The sequence below is a fragment of the Sphingobacterium sp. UBA5639 genome, assembly GCF_002421245.1.
GTDB classification, from domain to species: domain Bacteria; phylum Bacteroidota; class Bacteroidia; order Sphingobacteriales; family Sphingobacteriaceae; genus Sphingobacterium; species Sphingobacterium multivorum.
This window is the reverse complement of record NZ_DIJR01000002.1, coordinates 364,691-385,985: the sequence shown is the minus strand read 5'-3', so window position 1 is coordinate 385,985 and position 21,295 is coordinate 364,691. Positions and strand designations below refer to the sequence as shown.

The following is a 21,295-nucleotide window of genomic DNA, read 5'->3' as shown; positions in this document are numbered from 1 at the left end:
TTATGGTTTGGATCGTAGTTCCTTACAGAGAGCTACACATCATGACGAATATGGAGGAGCAAAAAATTATTTTGGTTGAAGATGAACAGGATGTTGCTGATTTGATCGTACAAGGCTTAGGCGAGGATGGCTATAGGGTCATTCATCTGGGGCGTTCGGAAGGTCTGGAACAGCTTTTGGCGAAGCAAGATGTCTCTCTTGTGCTATTGGATATTCTTTTGCCGGGAACCAATGGCCTGGATATTTGTAAGCAGATCAGACAGTGGGGGTATACCGATTTACCTGTTATGATGCTGACTGCACTTGGTACTCCAGAAAATGTGGTGCTCGGACTCGATAATGGTGCCGATGACTATCTTTCCAAGCCCTTTAAGCTCATTGAATTGAAGGCTCGGATACGTTCATTGATCCGCAGGCAACAGTCTATCGTACAGGCAACACAACGTGAGTTACAGCCCTCGAAAGACACATTTAGTTATGGTTTTCTGCGTATCGATGATTATAAAAAAATAGCCTACTGTGAGGGGCAGGAACTCAATCTGACAAGTACAGAGTATCGTTTACTTTTGTTGTTTATTCAGAGCCCCAAAAAGGTATTTGAGCGCACGGAGCTTTTGGACAAAATATGGGGTATAAATTTCGATATCGGATCAAATGTTGTCGATGTTTATGTGAATTATCTGAGAAAAAAGATTGAAAAAGTAACGAGCAAAAAAGCGATCCATACGGTTATTGGTATGGGATATGTTTTAAAAATAGAAGACTGAATATTTAAACATGCACAATTATAACCGAAAGCTTACTTATCTCATTGCAATTCTAGTCATTTATGTGAGTTGTTTTGTTGGCTTTATTTTTTATTCCATTACGAATTTTGCTTTTACAGATTTTTATAAGCGGCTGGACCTGCGGCGAAATATTGCTGCAGAGAAATTTCTGAATAGTAAATCTGCCTCCCAAACTGATCAGTGGAGCCTTGATTTTATTGAAAATCTCAATAATCAGCATGAATTTTTGGTGGAATTTGATAGCAATGGTGCTATTGTAAGAAGCCAGGGATTCCATAAAGAACTTTGGGATAAAATCAATAAAAACGGAAGCTCAAATTTCAAGTCGGGCAATCAATTCTATTCAACCAAATATTTCTCGCAAAATGGTCGAAAGTATATCGTGGGCGCTTCTGCTGAAAATTACTTTTATACACACCATTTGGCCTATCTTCGTAATCTCCTTATTATAAGTCTGATTTTGGGAATTCTCTTTATATTCGTTGTTTCGGTTTTTATGAAGCGCTCGTTTTTAAAGCCCATATTGACCATGATGAAAGAGGTGCAGGAGATTGGTTCTGAAAATCTCTATAAACGATTGGATGAGGATAAATATAAAGGGGAGCTTCATGGTCTGGCACTCACCTTTAATCGGATGTTGACGCGCTTGGAAACCTCTTTCGAAACACAAAAGAACTTTATCAGCAATGCATCACATGAACTGAATACGCCATTGACATCCATCATAGGACAGGCAGATCTTGCTTTATCAAAAGAACGCACAACGGAGGAGTACCAACGAACATTATTTAAGATCATTGAGTCGGCAGAGCATTTGGAAAAGAAAACAAAAGCACTTTTACTGCTGGCGCGTACAGGTTTTGTTAATAATGCGACTGCATTTAGCCCCGTTCGTATTGATCAGATTGTGATGGATGCAGAACTAACAGTTAAGGCCATCAACGACAAGTTTAAGATTATTACAGATTTCAGTCTATTACCAGATGATAGTATGCGACTTAAGGTGAATGGAAATGCAATTTTGCTACAACTTGCGCTATCCAATATTATCAGCAATGCATGTAAGTATTCATCGGATAGAACAGCATACATTGCTTTGGGTGCATTGGACAATAAAGTCTTTATTCTAATAAAAGACAAAGGTATCGGAATACCTTCCCGTGAATTGGACCATATTTACGATCCCTATTTTAGAGCTTCCAATACGAGTGGGATAGATGGTTATGGTATAGGACTTCCCTTAGCCAGGAATATTATTAAGCTGCATGGTGGGACATTGAAAGTCAATTCTGTTGTGAGTGAAGGTACCACTGTAGAAATTGAACTACCCACTTACCTTCGATTCTAATGTAGTTTTAATTTAGATGGCATTTCTAATCTCATTTTAATACAGTTGCGAGCTTTCTAATGAAAAGCTAATTTTAGATTCATTCCGTTGCCATATGTGCGTTTTAACTTTGCTAAAAAAAAGCATGGCTAAAACAACGCGTATATTAATACCCAGTGATTTTACAGTCGACTCCCTTCATTTTGTGCGTCAAAGTATTGAAGAGTCAACGGCTGATTGTATCGATATTATCCTTGTGTATGGCAATAAAAGCAGCACTTCTGCGAGTGAATTACTCGGAATTGGATTGGAAGATCAACTGGAAACACTTCAATCGGATTCTTTTTTAAAAGGCTGCAGCGTAATCTATCAGCGCTATAAAAACCGTGGGCTCAGTATTTTTGCAGATATCTTGGGTACCGATAACAGTCATTATTTGCAGCATTATCTTAGGGGACAGTCTGTTGATGAGATCATAATACCGCGAGATTATACCTATAAAAAGAAAACACGCAATTTTTTTAATGTCGCTAATGCACTCCGTAAGGTTGAGGGCCAAATTTGTTCTACGATTATATTTAAAGAGCAATCAAGTATCGGAAACAGAGCAACCGGACTAGTTGAATGATCGCTGGGAGTTTTTTACTATTGTTTTAGCTGAAATTATCATTTCTAACTTATCTTCTATCTATTTTTATGGGGCATATACAAGGCGGACCATCCCCCTTACAGCGGTTGGCAAGCCTATTACATACTGAACGGAAAACGATCAATTATATATTTATTTACGCTATTGTGATCGGTATTTTTAGTTTGACTATTCCAATAGGGATAACAGCAATCTTTAATTTTTTAAGCAATGGAGCGATGTATAGCTCTACCTATATCTTAATTGCTTTTGTGTTATTTGGCGTGATCGTGAGTGGAGTATTATTGATCGGACAATTGACCTTGGTCGAGTATTTGGAGCAGAAAATCTTTCTAAAATCAGCGATTGAATTTTCGTATCGACTGCCAAGAATTAAACCTAAAGAGTTACTTGGAAAAAACCTAGTGGAGTTGGTCAACCGATTTTTTGATGTCATCATTATTCAAAAGGGAATTATCAAACTTTTGATCGATATCATCGCCGCGGTCGTGACAATTTTCTTCAGCGTGGTTTTATTATCTTTTTATCATCCCGCATTTTTGGCCTTTGGCCTTATTGTCATTTTTTCTGTCATTACGATACTTGTTTTATATTATAAAAGAGGCTTGAAAACAAGTATTGAAGAGTCTGAATACAAATATGAAATGGTAGCTTATTTGGAAGCTGTTGCCGGACAAATCGACCATTATCGCGGTGATGAGATGAAAATGAATGAAGTGACAAAAACAACAGATTCCATTGTCAGTAAATATTTAGCGGCGAGGAATGATCATTTTAAGGTTTTAAAGCGTTTTTTTCTAGGTTCTGTCCTGCTTCGGACCCTGTTGTTTGGAGCGATGCTCTTGCTTGGATCCTATTTTGTTGTCGAGCGGCAAATGACTTTTGGCCAATTTGTAGCTGCTGAAGTTGTGATCGTTCAAATTGGTTATGCCATTGAAAAACTGATGACTAACTTAAATACGATTTTTGATATGCTTACGGGAGTTGTCAAACTGGCGGCTGTAACCGATCTTGCGTTGGAGGAGGACGCTGCGGTTTATGTTGATTAATAAGGATCATTCGAATCGGACAACGCTCTCTTGGAGAGATCTTTCTCATGATGCTGTTGATAGCTTATTGAAAGAGCGGGGATCCTTAGTTTTGGGGCGGATCCTTGTGTTATCTGGGATTGTTTTTGTACTGGCACTTTTTCTCCCCTGGCGGCAAACAATTCTCGGAGTAGGAACGGTTACTGCTTTACGTCCACAAGATAGACCGCAGACTATCCAAAATCAGATTGGTGGCCGCATCGAGTATTGGGCAGTTACCGAAGGGCAGGAAGTGAAGAAAGGTGACACAATTTTGGTCCTTTCGGAGACTGCACAATCCTATTTTGATCCCATGCTACCTGTGAGATTAGAAGAACAATTGCATGCCAAAAGGAGTGGAGAAGATGCCGCTAATCAAAAGATGCAAGCTACCCAAGCACAGATTGAAGCATTGAAAAATGGGCTGGATTTTCAGCTTGCATCAGCTAAAAATAAGGTGGTTCAAGCACAAAATGTGGTAAAAATAGATAGTGCAGAACTTGTCGCTGTTATGAGCTTTTTTGAGACCAGTGAAAAGCGGCTTAAACGGTACGAAGAAGGGTATCGTGATGGCTTATTTTCGTTAACGGATATTGAGACAAGACGCTTAAATCTACAAAATGATCGAGCTAAAGTAGTAAGTGCGGATAACAAATTATCAAATTCAAGACAATCACTAACAAATGCGAGCATCGAATTAAACAACATCCGTGCAAAGTATAATGAGTCATTAGCGAAAGCGCAATCTGATTTAAGTTCCGCTTTTTCTTCCAAGGCCTCAGTACAGGGCGATATCGCTAAACTGAGAAATGAGATCTCCAATATCGATGTCCGACGAGGATTATATGTCGTGAGAGCTCCACAAGATGGTTTTATTGTAAAAACCTTTAAAGCTGGAATCGGTGAAAATATGAAGGAAGGGGAGTCCGTTGCGACATTGCAACCTAAAAAACCACTGCTGGCCGTAGAGCTTTATGTAAACGCGATGGATGTACCATTGATTGAGCCGGAGAGTGATGTAAGGCTGCAATTTGATGGCTGGCCATCGATCCAATTTTCCGGATGGCCTTCTGTCGCGGTGGGTACCTTTGCCGGAAAAGTTTCAGTCATCGATAAAGTGAGCAGTACGAATGGTCGATTTAGGATTTTGATACGCGCGACCGATCCGGTTCCTGAGGGTGACGAGCCTTGGCCAATCCAGTTAAACCAAGGTTCAGGTGCTTATGGAAGGGTTATTTTAAACAAAGTTCCTTTGTGGTATGAGATATGGCGACAGTTGAATGGTTTTCCCCCGAGTTTGGAACGAGAACCAAAAGAAAGTGAGAAAAAGTAATTGTTATATGAATAAATTGAATTTTATTTTTATCGTGTTCTGCTTTTTTTTCTATTCTCATCTTTTGGCTCAGGAAAAGGAATATGGAGCACCGAAGACTTTTACAGTTGATGACATGGAAGAGCTTTTAATGGCTAATCATCCCATTGTTAAACAAGTAAATCTACTGAGTGAAACTGCAAAAGCCCAAGTAACACAAGCGTTAGGGAAGTTTGATCCAACACTAAATTCGAGCTTTAAAAATAAGCATTTCGGTCATACGGATTATTACAATCAGTGGAATAGCGAGTTGAAAATCCCACTTTGGTTAGCAGGAGCTGATCTGAAAATAGCTTATGATCGAAATGTAGGTGAATATACAAACCCACAATCCCGAACGAATAATGCGGGGCTCTCTGCAATCGGTTTAAGTATTCCTTTGGGGCAAGGTTTAATCGTCGATAGCCGAAGGAATACGTTACAGCAGGCAAAGGCGATGATCAGCTATCTGGAAGGCGAAAAGATCAAGCAAATTAATGCCATTTGGTTTCAGGCACTTTCAGATTATTGGAACTGGTATTTTGCTTACCAGCAATACCAACTTTTATTAGAGGGCGTTAAATTAGCGGATCAGCGGTTTAGCGCAATCAGTGAGCAGACTATGCTGGGGGACAAACCTGCAATCGATTCTATCGAAGCTTCGGTCATCGTAAAAGAACGACGGATAGAACTTTCAAAGTATGAGGTAGAACTTAAAAATGCGAAAATTGTATTGTCCAATCATTTGTGGAATGATCAACAATTTCCGGTTGAACTTCCCGATCACGCCATACCACATAAGCTCGAAGACCAAGTTATTTTGCCGGATAATCGTGTGATCGAGGCACTACTGGATTCGGCAAAAATTGCTCATCCCGAAATGATCAAGTTGGCTAGTAAAAATCAGCAACTGCTATTTGAAGAACGTTATCGAAAAGAAATGCTTAAACCTAAATTGAATGTGTCGGGTACGCTCATTTCTAGCCGTCGCGGTTTAAATGATTTTGTACCACCGCAGTATGATTTTAATTGGCAGAACTATAAGCTAGGTTTTGAATTTGCATTTCCACTTTTTATTCGCGCCGAACGAGGGAAGCTCAAAGAGGTACGGATTAAGCAAGATCAACTACGATTTGAGCAGGTAGCGACTGAAAGAAATATTTACAATGACGTCGTTAAAAAGTACAATGATTTAAATGCTTACAGTAAACAGATTGAACTTCAATCGATCAATATAAGTAACCAGGAATTGCTCCTTAAGGGTGAATTAAATAAGTTTGAGCTGGGTGAATCAACCTTGTTTGTTGTCAATAGCAGGGAAAACAAGCTGATTGAAATGCGTATCAAGCAAGAGAAGCTTTTTACGGACTATCGGAAGGCACTGGCAGAGTTATACTACAAGGCCGGAACTAAATTTTAATCTCATTTTAATCTACATTTTATTTTTAATCTCATTTTAATACAAGTCCTAAAATTCTAATAGAAAGTTAATTTCAGATTCATTCGGTTGCCATGATGACCTGTTAATTTTGTATAAAAATAATTGGATATGGCAAAGGCAACGCGTGTATTGATTCCAAGTGATTTTACGATTGATTCGCTCTTTTTTGTGATTCATAGTATAGAACAATCGTCAGCTGAAGAGCTAGACATTATTTTGGTCTATGGCAATAAGAGCAGTACTTCGATTAGTGAGTTATTAGGGATTACACTGGAAGATCAGCTTAATAAGCTGCAATCAGAAGATTTTTTGAAAGCCTGCCAGATGATCTGTCATCGTTATGAAAATCGTAAGCTAAATATCTATACAGATATTATCGGCTCTGACAATCTCAATTATTTACAACATTATTTGCGCGGAGCTCGGATTGATGAAGTCAAGGTTCCCACAGATTATGAATTTGAAAAAAGAACAAGGCATTTTTTTGACGTCGGACGGGCTTTGCTTCACTTGAGTAAAAGTAAGCAGAAGAATGTCTCGATCGTAGAAAAACCCGGGACAAACAAAACCGGCAGAAATGTCTTGGCGGATTTATTTTTTAACAAGAAATGGGATGTTAATTATTAAGAGAAAAATATTGGCACAATTCAACTTTGTCTTGTTGTCCTTTTTGCTTTTAGGGGCTAGTTCAATGGTTATGTTTTATGAAAACCCTGAGCGGCTTTTAGAAGGGGAGTGGGAAGAGCAGGGTTGGTACTTTGAGAAAGTGGAGAAGTCTCCAACATTCAAAAAACAGGCGGTTATCCATGAAGGAATAAAAGATGCTGCAATCGCGCACCTTCCACCCCTGCAGGATGGATTATGGCATTTTGAAAAAATGGGTGATAAAAATTTTATTGCCCATCATGAGGACAAACAATACAATTGGTTTTTGAAGGGACGAGGCCATATTCTTGAGCTTCGTAAGAATGACGAGCTAATAGAGAGTTTCGTTATCCAAAAGTTGAATAAAAACCAGTTGGTGCTGCATCTTAATTTGGATATGCAGACGAAAGGAATTGCACGTATCGTGCTGAAAAAAGGAGGAAAGGAAAAGTATGCTGAGAAAATATAGTAACCATAGGACGATTCAAGATAACATTAGGCTGGGGGGAATTACCGCGTTTTCTGCAGGAATGGTCAATGTCGCATCTGTCATTGTCTTTTTCTCGTTTACCTCGAATGTAACGGGTTATTATGCTGTTTTTGCACAGGAGATAGCGAAAGGGAATTGGTACCAAGGTGCTGTGGTGCTTTTTTGGATTTTACTTTTTCTAGTAGGGAGTATGCTTTCTAATCTGATCATCATTCATGGTAAAGGACGTTTTAGCTCCTATTTGACACATTCCATTCCCTTGGTATTGGAAATATTGAGTATATTATTTGTTGGGATATATCTTGATGTATTTTATGAGGATTCTTTGAAAGAAACTGAGATACTTGTCGGTGCATTGCTCTTTGCGATGGGGCTACAAAACGGTTTGACTGCGAGCATATCGAATTCTGTTGTGAAAACAACACATTTGACCGGGCTAACGACAGATTTGGCCATATTGATTTCGATGTTCACCAAGGAGTCTAACCGGAGCAATAAGGCATTGGTCGACAAATTCCATTTGCTATTGAGCATCGTGAGCGCGTATGTCGTTGGCGGACTTGTGAGCGGTATTTCATTCACTTACCTATCAAATAAAACATTTTACGTGGTTTGTTTTGTTCTTTTAGTCATCGGTTTATACGATCACTACAAATTGTATCTGTTGAAAAAGCAATTTGTGAATCGTCATCGTCAACCAGTGGCAGCTTAGTTGACTGAGCAAGTTCTTGGTTAGCTAAGCAAAAGGGCAAATAGTTTAATCGCATTTCAAAAAATGCGATTTTTTTTGTCCAAAAAATGCTTATCTTCATACACAGTTATCACGCTCTACCGAAGCGAATGAAAGACTACTTAATCAATTTAAAACCGTATCATGATCAAATTCTTTTCCAACCGGCCTTTTTGGGCACTTTCTCTAATTTCGCTGTCAGTATCACCCCTCTGCGTAAAACAGGCTTATGCGCAAGAATTGCACACCCAAAGATCAGTACATGATCAAAATAAAAGCCAGCAGAATCTTTTACGGGCAATCCAATTGATTGATCGATCAATGGACGTCTATTTTTCCGGTGAAGATTTCAAAATGCATCGTTTTTATAACCCATTTACGAAGGTTCGATCCGAAGAAACAGCTAGTGTATGGATGTATTCTGTTTCCATAGAATCTGTAAACGCTGTGTTGAGTGGCTTGAAAAAGCAACAGAAGGTAGATAACGGCAAGCTTTATAAAATGTATTATTCCCGCTATGTAGATTTATTGGCTAAGCTTCATGCAAATGCAGCCTATTATTTAGGGACCTTTACGCTAACGTCGTTTACGCAGCATAAAGAATGGACGGTGTATGCTGTCGATCGCGTTCGAGAAAAAGGAAAAGCAAATGTAACGGGCGTATTGAACGTCTATGATGATCAGATGTGGTTGGTACGGGAATTATTGGAAGCTTATCATTTGACCGGGCAAGATCGCTATTTGCAAGAAGCGGAGTACCTTACGGCTTATGTTCTTGATGGTTGGGATTGTACTTTGGATGAGAAAGGGAAAGAGCATGGCGGAATTCCATGGGGACCAGGATATGTAACGAAGCATGCCTGTAGTAATGCACCGATGATTAGTCCGCTTGTTGCATTGTATGAAATCTATAAAAACAAAGGGGACCAAATAATTGCGCATTCCATCGATCAGAAAGATAAACTAACCCGTATTGCTAAAAAAGAGCGGAAGGCCGATTTTTATCTTCGTTATGCTAAAAGGATTTATGATTGGCAAAAAGCAAATCTTCTTAATGAAAAAGGTGTCTATGCGGATATGATGGGTGATTGTTTTCCGGATTGTTCGATAGCTTATGAAACGGTCAACGGCGTGCGATACCGAAAAAATACCGAACTCAGAAAAGCCGTCGGAACTGCATTTTCCTATAATAGTGGAACGATGATTTCCGGAGCAGCAGACTTATATCGTGTTACGAAAGCTAAAAGCTATTTAGAAGATGGCAAGAAACTGGCCGATGCGACTTTTACTTATTTTGGAAAGTTTGGGCAGCAGATTCCAGAGCACTATACCTATGCAACAGACGGTTTTAATAACTGGTTTAACGGTGTTTTGTTAAGAGGCTATACCACTATATTACCGAATTATAGTAAGGCTGGGATGTATGTGAAGTCTTTTCAGGAAAACTTGGATTATGGCTATACGCATTTCTTGAACGAAGGATTTTTGCCAAATGATTTGCTCGGAGGTTGGGCAAAAGATAAAAGCAAGAATGATCTGGAGGGAATGTTTATGTTCACTTTTGCGGCACAATATGCTACACTTGCGCAAGTTGAACAACCAAAATAAATGCTCAAATAGGGGCACTTATTTTGGTTGGGATAGGATTGTCTGCATCGTTATGATTTAGATAAAGCAGTTTGGGCGTCTTGAAATTCAGTAGGGCTCTGTCCAAACTGCTTTTGAAAATTACGAGAGAAATGAGTCGCGGAGCTATAGCCTAGTAAATTAGAAATTTCGTAGACTTTATGCTGCTTTTGGATGAGCAGTTCTGCTGCTTTTCGGAGCCGCGTTAAATTAATCAGTTCATTGGGCGATAGGCTCGATACCACATTAATTTTGCGATAGAGGGTAGGTCTACTCATGCAGAGAATATCGGCCATTCGATCGACATTAAACTGTGGATCATCGAGGTGTTGCATGATGATTTCTTCAATCTTCAACAAAAACTCTTGTTCACTTTGATTTTGACCGATTTGCTGTATTTGCGACATCGGATTTTTAATAAAAAATTCCTTGACTTTAACTCTATTCTTTAATAAACTCGCGATTTGTGCTCTTAAAAAGGCAGGTGAAAAAGGTTTTTCAATATAAGCGTCGGCACCATACTCCAAACCCTGAATTTTTGATTCAATACTATTTTTTGCCGTTAAGAGTATAACTGGAATGTGTGCATATGCGATATCTTCTTTAATTTTTTGACAGAGTTCAAAACCATCCATTTCTGGCATCATCACATCGCTGACGATCAGATCAAAATATTCAGTGGCTAATACATCCAGCGCTTCCCTACCATTGGAACTCGTTGTTATCTGATAATCCTCATTGAGATCATCCGCAATGAATTCAAGTAGTTCAGTATGATCATCTACTAATAATAAATTGGATTTGGCATTCATAATTATGGGTTTGTATTGTGATTCAAAGGCAATGTCAAACTAAATACGTTCAATTGGAGGTCGTTTGTACTGTATAACAGGGTACCTTGGTGTTTTAACGTTAAGGACCTTGTCAATGCCAAGCCTAGGCCGCTTCCAGGAACATTCTTATTTTGTTTTAAGCGATTGAATGGTTCAAAAATTCTTTCCCTTTCTTCTGAAGGAATTAAAGCTCCGTCGTTTTTCACGGTCAATATAAAGATATTTTTCTGTTTATCCATATTCAAATTCACTTCAATATAGGATGAAGAATATTTAAGGGCATTATTCAAGAGGTTGTAACATATCTTGTCGAATGCGTCGATATCGACTTGACCTATGATATCTGGCATAATGTGCGATACCATCTGCTTGTCCTGCGCCTGCAGTGTGACTGTAAAATTGTTGATAATTTCCTGGACCGTTTGGCTTATGTTTTCTGATTCAAAGTGTAATTTGAATCCTTCTGTTTCGACCTGTCTAAAATCCAATAGCTGATTGCTAAGGGCAATCAACTTCTCCGTGTTGTTTTGCATGGTCAATAGTAGCTTGTCGGTTACAGGATTGTGATCGACTTTGTCCATAAGCTTCTCTAAGGGGGCCTTGATCAATGTCAACGGTGTGCGTATTTCGTGCGCAACATCGGTGTAAAAATTGATTTTTGAGCGATAGAGTTCTTGCTCGCGTAGATTTTGTACGGTTAAAAGATGTTGTCGATTGCGTTGTTTGATCTTTTCATTGAAATGATGAATAACAAATATAATCAGCCCCACAAGGATTAGAGCATAGCAAACAAAGGCCGGTATACTTGCCCAGATCGGAGGAAGAATAGTGATTTTAAGACTAGCAAAAGTGGGGATTGTATTGCCATTTGGATCTTCTGCTTTTACAGTAAAAACATAGTTTCCGGGCGCTAGCTTGGTGAAGTAAGCTCGTTGATTGCTTGTAATGTCTATCCAATTGTCGTCGAGACCATCCATTTTGTAGCTATAGTGAATGGAATGGGGGGCTTGGTAGTGTAATGCCGCAAAATCAAGACTGAAGGATGACTCGTCGTGTTTCAGTTTGATTTTATCCGTGAACAGAATTGATTTGGACAGAATATTTGTATCGGTGTACTGATTGATCGCCCTATTGTTGATGTAAAAATTAGTGATGTAAATCGGAATTTGATTCTTGTAGTTGATTTGGTTGAGCCTTTCGGGATTGAAACGTATCAGTCCATTGATGGTGCCGAAATAAAAGTTTCCATTGTCATCATTAAAGGATGAATTGTAATTGAACTGAATCGTCGGTAGGCCAGACTCCAAGTTGAAGATGCGTTTTTTTCCACTGGGAAGATGGTAGCGTACCAGGCCCTTGGAAGTACTCACCCAAAGGTTATTTTGTTTATCTTCTAAAAAGGCGAGTGTCACATTACTGGGCATTCCTTCTTCCAGGCCAATGTTTTCAAAGCCATCCTGATTTGATTTCTTTTTAGCCATCCCACCTTCGGTAGCTATCCAAATTTGATTTTTTGAGTCCTCAAATATACTGTTGACCCTATTGTTGGGCAAGGAATTGAGATCGTTCTGATGATGCGTATAGTGTTTGAAATAACGTGTGGTCGGATGATAACAGAATAGTCCATCACGCCACGTTCCGACCCAGATATTCCCCTTTTTATCTTCCAAAATGCTTGTATAAAACATGTATTCTGGGACATTATCAATAAGGTGGAAAGATTTTTTTTCTAGATCAAAGCGGTATAGGCCGCGTGTGGATGCAGCCATGATTTCTCCTTTTCGAGTTTTATAGAGATAAAAAAGAAAATTACTTTGGAGATCGGATGTTGATACATTGCTGTTACGATCGATGTGATAGATAACTTTTTGAAGCTTTGGCGAAAAAATGTCCAGACCATTGACGAAAGTACCAATCAGTAGTTTGTCGCCAATAGGGAGAATACCGTGAATATTGTTATTTGCCAGATTCCCCTGTTTATCGGAGAAGTTCTGGATATAACCCGATTTAGGATCCAATTTAGATAGACCTCCGTTTTCGGTGCCTATCCATATATCGTGGTTGATGTCTTTTTTGATAATCCGAACGACAGAGCCTTTTAAGCTCCCGGGGCGATCTTGTGGGAGGAATTTTTCGATTATACTATTATTCTTGTGATAATAGTTAATCCCACCAAAGTAGGTTCCCAGCCAAATACCCTCATCCTTATCTTGTAGGATATTATAAATGGCATTGTCAGATATCCCCCAAGGGTTTTCTTGTTCTTTCTGAATGTTGATGTAATTTCCGCTCGCTATTTGGTAAATGAAGAGGCCAGATTCGGTTGCAAACCAATATTCATGATCGTTTGGCTGTATAATATCTCTTACATAGAGAAATTGATGCAGCTTGTCCGGACCAAGAATTGACTTGAGGGACTTGTTTTTAAAATTGTAGCTATAAACCCCAGTTTTCGACGTGCCAATCAATAAGTCTCCATCGCGGTTTTCCATTATTTTCTCAATACTAAACCAGTCTTTAGGACCATATTTTGCTTGAAAGTCAAGCATTAGTGCGGGTTTTCCAGAAGAACCTATCTGGAAGATCTTACCTTCAGGAGTTCCAAAAAATACAGTTCCATTTTTTGTGCAGCTGATTGACGTAATATAGAGGTCCGATTTTGTAAATTGTTGAATTGCGTGACTAACCAAATCATGGCAATAGAGCATTCCATTGGATATAAACCAGATCCTTTTGCGTTGATCGGTAACAATGACGGGTACGTCCGCATTTTCAAATTGTTTGCTCAGTAATCTAAATTGCTCGTCGACGGGATCGTAGCAATAGATTCCCTGATCTGTTCCAATCCAAATTCTTTTTCGAAAGTCCTCTTTCAAGGAGATGATATTATTACCACCCAAGCTGTTTTTCCCAGATTGGGTGGCATCAAAATGTTTGAAATTGTTACCGTCAAAGCGATTTAATCCATCCTTTGTGCCGAACCAAAGAAAACCCTGACTATCTTGCATGCTACAAATGACAGCATTGTTTGACAAACCTTCATTGATTTGATAATGATTGAAATAGTAGGGCTGCGCATATAGCAAGGAAGGGAGTAACAGGATAAATAGCAATCGTAAAGGCTTCAGGTTGATCATGATCATTTTTTGGTTATTGATACAAAATAGAGCTAAAATGAAACAATTTAATCTTAAAATTTCTAAAAAATTTAAGACTTTAGCTTATAGATTGTAATCGTTAAAATTATAAAAAATCTAGAAAAGGACGTAAGTTCTATCTAAACAAAGATTATAAACCCTTTAAAATATTACGAATGAGAGGAAAATTGACCTTGCTGGGTCTTTCTGCAATACTTGCTTTTAGTGTGTCTTGCCAGCAACCGACTGGTTCTAAAACTCCCAAAGCAGATTCTTTATCGGCCTTCATGGATACCGCGCAGTTCAGCGGAACTATTGATCAAAAACAGGCGTATCTATATGAACTGAGCAATAAAAATGGCGTACAAGCTTATTTTACCAATTTTGGTGCACGTTTAGTGGGATTATGGGTGCCTGACAATAAGGGTGAGTTATGCGATGTGGTTTTGGGTTTTTCTAAAGCGGCTGATTATAATAATCCCAAAGAACCATTTTTTGGTACTATTGTAGGGCCTTTTGGTAATCGGATCGCCAAAGGCAAATTTAAGTTGGATGATAAAACCTATACATTGGCGGTAAATAACGGTCCTAATACGCTGCATGGCGGTTTTAAAGGTGTGCATTTTGCCAATTGGACATTAAAATCGTCAGATAAATCATCCCTGACATTTGCTTACACCTTAGCTGACGGACACGAGGGTTTTCCAGGAAACATCCAAATGGAGGTGACTTATACGCTGAACGATAATAATGAATTGATGATAGCTTATCGTGCTACTTCCGATAAAAAGACGGTGATCAATTTGACCAACCATGCTTACTTTAATTTAAACGGTGAAGGAAGTGGTACCATTCTGGATCATCAACTTCAATTGTTTGCCAATGAATACACACCAGTAGATAGTACACTAATACCCACAGGGCAATTAGCACCGGTAAAGGGAACAGCTTTTGATTTTACAACCTTGAAACCGATAGGAAAAGATATTAATGCCAATGACCAGCAGCTTAGTTTTGGAAAGGGCTATGACCACAATTTTGTCTTAAGTAAAGAGAAAGATGGCGACTGGTTTAAAGCGGCACATGTGATCGGTGATAAATCAGGGGTGGTCATGGATATTCTGACAACCGAACCTGGTATTCAATTTTATAGCGGCAACTTTATGAACGAACAAGTACAATTGAAGAATGGTAAAAAAGATTCCTTCCGTACGGCTTTTTGCCTTGAACCGCAGCATTTTCCGGACGCTCCGAATCAGCCAGCTTTTCCAACAACAGTCCTGAACCCGGGGCAAGTATATCAAACGAAATCCCTGTATCGTTTTTCGGTAAAATAATACATATTTAATAATGATTGGTTTGAAAGTATACCACTGAAAAGAGGTGTACTTTCTCTGTTTAATAGACTTTAAAACGTTTTAGGTTGTATTAATTATTTGATACAAATAGGCAGTTTTTTGAGAAAAAACGAAAGCCTGTCCGATTGAATATACCTTAATTTTGGACAAATCAATTATACAAACTAATCAATCTAGGTATGTTTAAGGGTCTTAAATGTCTGCCAATTTCTGCTACTTTACTCTGCTGTGCGAGCAGTTTTATTCCTTTAGCAAAGGGAGCAGATTTATTTCCAGTTCCTGCAGAAAGCATTGCTTTGCAAAAATCAATCAAGGGTGTGGTTAAGGATAAAGAGGGCAATCCGATCGTAGGAGCGACAGTCGCTTTAAAATCCAAATCAAGCACTGCCGTTTCAACGGATGCAAAAGGTAATTTTAGTCTAACAGGTGTGAATGCTGGGGATCTACTGACTGTAAGTTCAGTTGGGTATCTCTCAAAAGAAGTGGCCGCGAGCGCGGATTTAGCTATTACATTGGACGATGAAAATTCACGTATCGGCGAAGTGGTTGTGGTCGGGTACGGTACACAAAAGAAGGAATCTGTTACTGGTGCAATCACGGCAATTTCTTCGCAGGATATTTCCAGATCTGTTGCGACTACAACCTCGGGAGCTTTGGTCGGGAAGATTGCAGGGGTCAATAGCCGGATGTCGGATGGACGCCCTGGAGCATGGACGGGGATCAGCATCCGGAATATGGGAACTCCCTTGTATGTGATCGACGGTGTTCAAAAAGATGAAGGCCAATTCAATAATTTGGACTTCAATGACATCGAATCTGTTTCGGTTTTGAAGGATGCGTCCGCAGCGATTTATGGTGTACGCGCAGCCAACGGAGTGGTGGTTGTAACGACAAAGAAAGGAAAGCGTGGCGATAACAATACCTTTAATATCAATTCCTATTACGGCTGGCAAAGTATGTTTCGTTTTCCTAAGCCTGCAGATGCAAGTACCTATGTAAAGAGCTACATTCAATCGGATGCTATTCTTGGTGTGAAGGATCCCAAGTATTCATTAAGCGATCTTGAAAAATGGCAGCAGGGGACGGAAAAAGGTTACCGCCCATTTGATTGGTACGATTATATCTTAAAAACTAGTCCGCAAACCTATGTTTCTGGAAATGTGAGCGGTGGGTCCGAAAAAATCAATTATTACTTAAGTGCCGGGCATCTCGACCAACAATCCATTATCCGTAATTATGGTGGTTTCAAACGTACTAATGTTCAGATGAACATTGATGCGAGCGTATCTAAACGATTAAAAATAGGGGCTAATTTGAACGGGCGGATCGAACAGCGCAAACAACCTGGGGTACCCGGTGCTGACGATACTTGGCAAGCCTTATTTGCCATTTACCGCAACTTACCTACTGCGCGGCCATTTGCCAACGACAATCCGCTCTATCCAACACAAACTGCCGCCAATACCGAGACGAATTTTGCGATGCTGAATTATGATCTATCGGGTACATATCAGGAAAAATGGCGGGTGATGCAACTAAATTTTAATGCCGAGTATAAGATTACAGATGATTTGGTTGCCAAAGGAACGGTAGGGTACTATTTGGCTAATAAGTGGATGGATAATCAGGAGTTCACTTACAAATTGTATGGCTATGATGAAAAAACGGATACCTATCCAGTTATATTTAGCATGGATAACCCTTGGCGGGAGCGGTCTATCGCTCAAATCGAAGAAATTTCAACACAATTCACTTTAAATTATAACAAACGTTTTGGAAAGCATGGTGTGAATGCTGTATTAGCCGCGGAGTCAATAAAACGAGATAACCCCGATATTTATGTCCACGACAGACCAGCATCGAATGCATTGAGTTTGATTTATTTTCAAACGATGGATACCTATAATGATACTGGAGTAAATACGCAAGCAAGAGCCGGCTTTGCAGGTCGGGTCAATTATGACTACGATCAAAAATATCTTTTAGAACTTTCATCGCGTTATGATGGATCCTGGAAGTTTGCTCCTGGAAGTCGATGGGGATTTTTTCCTTCAGCATCCGCGGGATGGCGGATCTCTTCTGAAAAGTTTTGGACAGATGGCATGCGGAAGGTACTTGATGATGTTAAGCTTCGGGGATCTTACGGGATATTGGGGGATGACAATTTGGATGATTGGAAATATTATGCTTTTGGTTACCTGAGCGGATATACCTATAATTCCAAAGGTTCGACGATTGACGGAAAATATGTTATTGGCACCCAACCCCGTGGACTTCCTGTTAAAACACTTTCCTGGATTGAGGCGCACATGTTGAATGTGGGGCTTGATTTTAGCACATTAAAGGGAAGATTGACGGGTAGCTTGGATTTCTTTCGAAGGAAAAGAAGTGGTCTACCGGCTTCCAGAAATGATGTATTGATACCAAATGAGGTTGGTTTTAGTCTGCCTTATGAAAACCTAAACTCCGATATGCATAAGGGTATCGATGGCTCAATTATGTGGCGGAGTAAGGCTGGCGATTTCAATTACTTTGTCGGTGGTAATTTTACATTTGCCCGTCAGATTGATGGTGAACAATATAAACCCCGGTTTGGGAATTCCTGGAATCAGTATCGGAACTCCATTTTTGACCGCTACGCCTATCTAAATTGGGGCTTACATGCTACTGGACAGTTTCAGTCCTGGGAAGAAATTGCCAATTACGATGTAGACAATGACCGTCAAGGTAATTCTACCTTGAGACCAGGAGATATAAAATATGAAGACATCAATGGGGATAAAGTGATCAATGAGCTGGATCAGCGGCCAATAGGATATCGGCAAGGCGGACTTCCTTATTTCAATTTTGGAATTAATCTGGGCGGACAGTTCAAGGGATTTGATCTGGCCATGGATTTGACAGGAGCAGCATTTGCATCCTATCGTCCCAATTACGAAGCGATGAACCCTTTCCACGATGGTGGAAATAATCCGCAATATTACATGGAGAATCAATGGATGCTCAGTGATATTACCAACCCGAATAGTACATTGATTCCCGGCAAGTATCCAACATTGATTCGCGGAAATCAAAACCATAGTAATTATTGGCATAGCGATTTTTGGCTCACCAATGTAAATTATATAAAACTAAGAAATCTTCAGATTGGATATACCTTGCCAGACAAGTGGATGAAAGCTCGTGGAATCCAAAAATTACGAATATATACGATGATGCAGAATCTCTTCAGTATAGATAATTTGGGTGATATGAAGATCGATCCGGAAATCACAAGTGATTCGGGTGTTCAATACCCAACAAACCGGGTTATAAATGTGGGTGTTAATTTAACTTTTTAATGAAAATGATAAAGAGGAAGGTTATTTTATGGGGTGTATGTTTAGTATGTGCATTCTCAAGCTGTAATAAGTTTTTGGACAGGGAATCACAGGCTATTTTTACCGATGATCAGATATTTTCAGATCAAAATATGGTGAAGTCAGTGTTGGCCAATTACTATGGAAGAGTCAGCTGGGGCCAGCAATTTGGCGACAACGGCTCCTTTGCGATGCTAGATGAAGCAGGATTTTCCAGTGGTTCTCCCAACAATATGCAGGAGTTTCCAAATGATTTTTGGCGGATGTATGATTATGAATTGATCCGAAATCTAAACCAATTTATTGTAGGTGTCCGACAATCAACATTAGATGACAACAATAAAAAGAGCATTGAAGGTGAGGCCCGCTTTATCCGTGCCTGGACTTATTTTAATATGATCAAGCGTTTGGGGGGAGTGCCAATGGTGGGTGATAAAGTATATGATTATACAAGTGGAATGGATCCAGCAGAATTACAGTTGTCGCGTGCAACCGAGGCTGAAAGTTATAATTATGTCATCAGTGAATGTACTGAAGCGGCTAAAATGCTCGGTACAGAGAAAACCATCAATTCGGCGAGAGCCAATAAATGGACAGCTTTGGCGTTAAAAGCCCGCGCAAGTTTATATGCTGCTTCCATAGCCAAGTATAACTATAAAACTCCAGACGTGAAGACTGCAGGAAATGAGGTGGGCATCCCTGCATCTGAAGCAATTAAATATTATCAGACAGCTTATGAAACTGCTTTGGATATTATAAATAATAGTCCTTATGCGCTGTATAATGCAAATCCGGATAAGGGCAAGAACTTTTATCTTGCCGTAACCTCAAAATCAAGCAATGAAGTAATTTGGGCAAAAGACTATGCTTATCCTGGTGAGACCCATTCTTTTACCAATAATAATATAGCCTCATCTGTCCGCGGTGATATTGATGCCAATTTCGTAACTCCAGTACTCAATTTGGTGGAAGCATTTGAATATACAAATGATCGAAAAGGGGATCTGAAAACGAAGACTGCTGCTGGTGACTATGTTTATTATACAAATCCCGAAGATCTTTTTGCCAATAAGGATGCACGCTTGTATGGTACGGTAATTTACTCCGGAGCAGATTTTGCTGGAACGAAAATAACTTATCAGGCGGGGGTTCGGTATAAAGAAAATGGTACATGGAAGACAGTAACAGGTTCGCCTGGTTCCTCAAATGATAAATTTGGCGGACTTGTTACGAGTGAGGATGGCCCTACGACTTCCAACGATATGTATGTCAATAAAACTGGATTTAATATCCGGAAGTTTATTGACGAAAATAAAGATGCCTCTACACGCGGGCGCGGTTCGGATATTTGGTTTGTCCGTTTTCGTTATGCTGAATTTCTGTTGATCGCTGCAGAGTCGGGGCTTGAACTTGGTAAACCGCAAGCTGAGTTGACTGGATATATCAATAAGATCAGGGAGCGCGCGGGAATACAAGCATTGACGACTATTTCTTTAAATGATATCATTCAGGAACGTCGAGTTGAATTTGCATTCGAAGATCATCGCTACTGGGATCTCAAGCGTTTACGCATTGCACACGAAATTTGGAACGGAAGTGCTGATAATTACAATGCGGTGCACTATGCCCTATTTCCGTATAAAATATATGCTCCTGGGGATCCTAACAATGGCAAGTGGGTTTTCGAGAAACAGAAATCTAGCCATACGCTCTATCCGCGAAATTTTAAATATCAGAACTATTATAATTTCGTTGACCAAAATTGGATTAACAACAATCCGAAGCTAGTCCGAAATCCTTATCAATAGCATTATTCTTATGAAAACTTTTTTTTGTAAATTAATAGTCGGTTTGTGTTTACTCTTGGGTGTTTTTGCTTGTGGCAAAGATAATTATGATGCACCACAAAGCACATTAAGCGGACATGTAACCTATAATTCCAAACCTTTGGGGCTGAGAGGATCCAATCAATCGGTCTATCTTCAACTCTGGCAGGATGGTTATCAATTTCGGTCTCCTATTAATGTTTATTTAACTCAAGATGGTTCGTTTTCTACGAAACTTTTCGATGGAAAGTACAAATTGGTGACAACCAGTGGAAATGGACCATGGGTGAGCAGCGCCGATACGTTGCTAGTTGATGTGAAGGGCAATACCACAGTGGATTATCAGGTGAAACCCTACTACATGATGAGTAATATAACCTATAACACACAAGGAAATATCCTTAAAGCATCTTTTGATATCGAAACGATAGATGCTTCAAGAACGATTGATTTAGTCACCTTATTGGTCAATGATACAAAATTTGTGGATTTGGGCCAATATACATATAAGATGGAAAAAACTGGATTAAATGCCGGCCATGTCGAATTGGAACTGGATATCAAAGATATTTTGACCAAGAGCGCAGCGGTGTATGCGCGCGTAGGGTTACGGGTAAATGGGATTACCGAGGCGCTGTACGATAGTGAACCAAAGAAACTAAAATAAA

General features: G+C 39.5%; 16 protein-coding genes. 14 read left to right on the top strand and 2 right to left on the bottom strand.

All coding sequences use genetic code 11. The features are described 5' to 3' along the window. Positions 1–2 precede the first annotated feature (2 nt). From B4Z90_RS02570 to B4Z90_RS02525, 10 genes are all read left to right on the top strand, one after another. Positions 3–767: a response regulator transcription factor gene (locus B4Z90_RS02570; RefSeq protein WP_239468832.1), complete on the top strand. Its 765-nt coding sequence runs from the start codon at positions 3–5 to the stop codon at positions 765–767. Positions 768–777: 10 nt separating this feature from the next. Next, positions 778–2,136, top strand: coding sequence for a HAMP domain-containing sensor histidine kinase (locus tag B4Z90_RS02565; protein ID WP_112376060.1), 1,359 nt, complete (start codon positions 778–780; stop codon positions 2,134–2,136). A gap of 124 nt (positions 2,137–2,260) precedes the next feature. Continuing rightward, positions 2,261–2,743: a hypothetical protein gene (locus B4Z90_RS02560; protein ID WP_112376061.1), complete on the top strand. Its 483-nt coding sequence runs from the start codon at positions 2,261–2,263 to the stop codon at positions 2,741–2,743. 68 nt (positions 2,744–2,811) lie between these two features. Next, positions 2,812–3,813: an ABC transporter transmembrane domain-containing protein gene (locus B4Z90_RS02555; protein WP_286768531.1), complete on the top strand. Its 1,002-nt coding sequence runs from the start codon at positions 2,812–2,814 to the stop codon at positions 3,811–3,813. Then, complete coding sequence (locus tag B4Z90_RS02550) at positions 3,803–5,164, top strand: HlyD family secretion protein (protein ID WP_112376063.1); 1,362 nt, start codon at positions 3,803–3,805, stop codon at positions 5,162–5,164. Before B4Z90_RS02555 ends, B4Z90_RS02550 begins: the two co-directional genes overlap by 11 nt. Positions 5,165–5,171: 7 nt before the next feature. Then, positions 5,172–6,602, top strand: a complete 1,431-nt coding sequence (locus B4Z90_RS02545; protein WP_286768532.1) for a TolC family protein — start codon at positions 5,172–5,174, stop codon at positions 6,600–6,602. A 129-nt stretch (positions 6,603–6,731) separates the two neighbouring features. Beyond that, positions 6,732–7,250, top strand: a complete 519-nt coding sequence (locus B4Z90_RS02540; RefSeq protein ID WP_112376064.1) for a hypothetical protein — start codon at positions 6,732–6,734, stop codon at positions 7,248–7,250. Next, a complete protein-coding gene (locus tag B4Z90_RS02535) occupies positions 7,237–7,737 on the top strand; it encodes a hypothetical protein (protein WP_046675389.1) in 501 nt (166 codons plus the stop codon). The genes B4Z90_RS02540 and B4Z90_RS02535 overlap by 14 nt, the downstream gene beginning before the upstream one ends. Further along, positions 7,721–8,470, top strand: a complete 750-nt coding sequence (locus B4Z90_RS02530) for a YoaK family protein (RefSeq protein WP_046675390.1) — start codon at positions 7,721–7,723, stop codon at positions 8,468–8,470. Before B4Z90_RS02535 ends, B4Z90_RS02530 begins: the two co-directional genes overlap by 17 nt. A 162-nt stretch (positions 8,471–8,632) precedes the next feature. Continuing rightward, entirely contained in the window at positions 8,633–10,096 is a 1,464-nt protein-coding gene (locus tag B4Z90_RS02525; RefSeq protein WP_112376065.1) for a glycoside hydrolase family 76 protein, read from the top strand. A 50-nt stretch (positions 10,097–10,146) separates the two neighbouring features. On the opposite strand, the gene B4Z90_RS02520 is transcribed toward B4Z90_RS02525, so the two are convergent. Both B4Z90_RS02520 and B4Z90_RS02515 read right to left on the bottom strand, forming a co-directional pair. Then, entirely contained in the window at positions 10,147–10,926 is a 780-nt protein-coding gene (locus tag B4Z90_RS02520) for a response regulator transcription factor (RefSeq protein WP_112376066.1), read from the bottom strand. 2 nt (positions 10,927–10,928) lie between these two features. Beyond that, on the bottom strand, positions 10,929–14,084 hold the full coding sequence (locus B4Z90_RS02515; RefSeq protein WP_204991036.1) for a sensor histidine kinase: 3,156 nt from the start codon (positions 14,082–14,084) through the stop codon (positions 10,929–10,931). A gap of 176 nt (positions 14,085–14,260) precedes the next feature. Here B4Z90_RS02515 and B4Z90_RS02510 point away from each other — a divergent pair, with 176 nt between their 5' ends. The 4 genes from B4Z90_RS02510 (at position 14,261) to B4Z90_RS02495 (ending at position 21,294) form a co-directional block, all read left to right on the top strand. Beyond that, on the top strand, positions 14,261–15,421 hold the full coding sequence (locus B4Z90_RS02510; RefSeq protein WP_112376071.1) for an aldose epimerase family protein: 1,161 nt from the start codon (positions 14,261–14,263) through the stop codon (positions 15,419–15,421). A gap of 200 nt (positions 15,422–15,621) precedes the next feature. Beyond that, on the top strand, positions 15,622–18,783 hold the full coding sequence (locus tag B4Z90_RS02505) for a SusC/RagA family TonB-linked outer membrane protein (RefSeq protein ID WP_112376072.1): 3,162 nt from the start codon (positions 15,622–15,624) through the stop codon (positions 18,781–18,783). Positions 18,784–18,788: 5 nt separating this feature from the next. Beyond that, on the top strand, positions 18,789–20,609 hold the full coding sequence (locus B4Z90_RS02500; protein ID WP_204991037.1) for a RagB/SusD family nutrient uptake outer membrane protein: 1,821 nt from the start codon (positions 18,789–18,791) through the stop codon (positions 20,607–20,609). Positions 20,610–20,619: 10 nt separating this feature from the next. Beyond that, positions 20,620–21,294, top strand: a complete 675-nt coding sequence (locus B4Z90_RS02495; protein WP_046675395.1) for a DUF3823 domain-containing protein — start codon at positions 20,620–20,622, stop codon at positions 21,292–21,294. The last annotated feature ends 1 nt before the right edge of the window (position 21,295 follow it).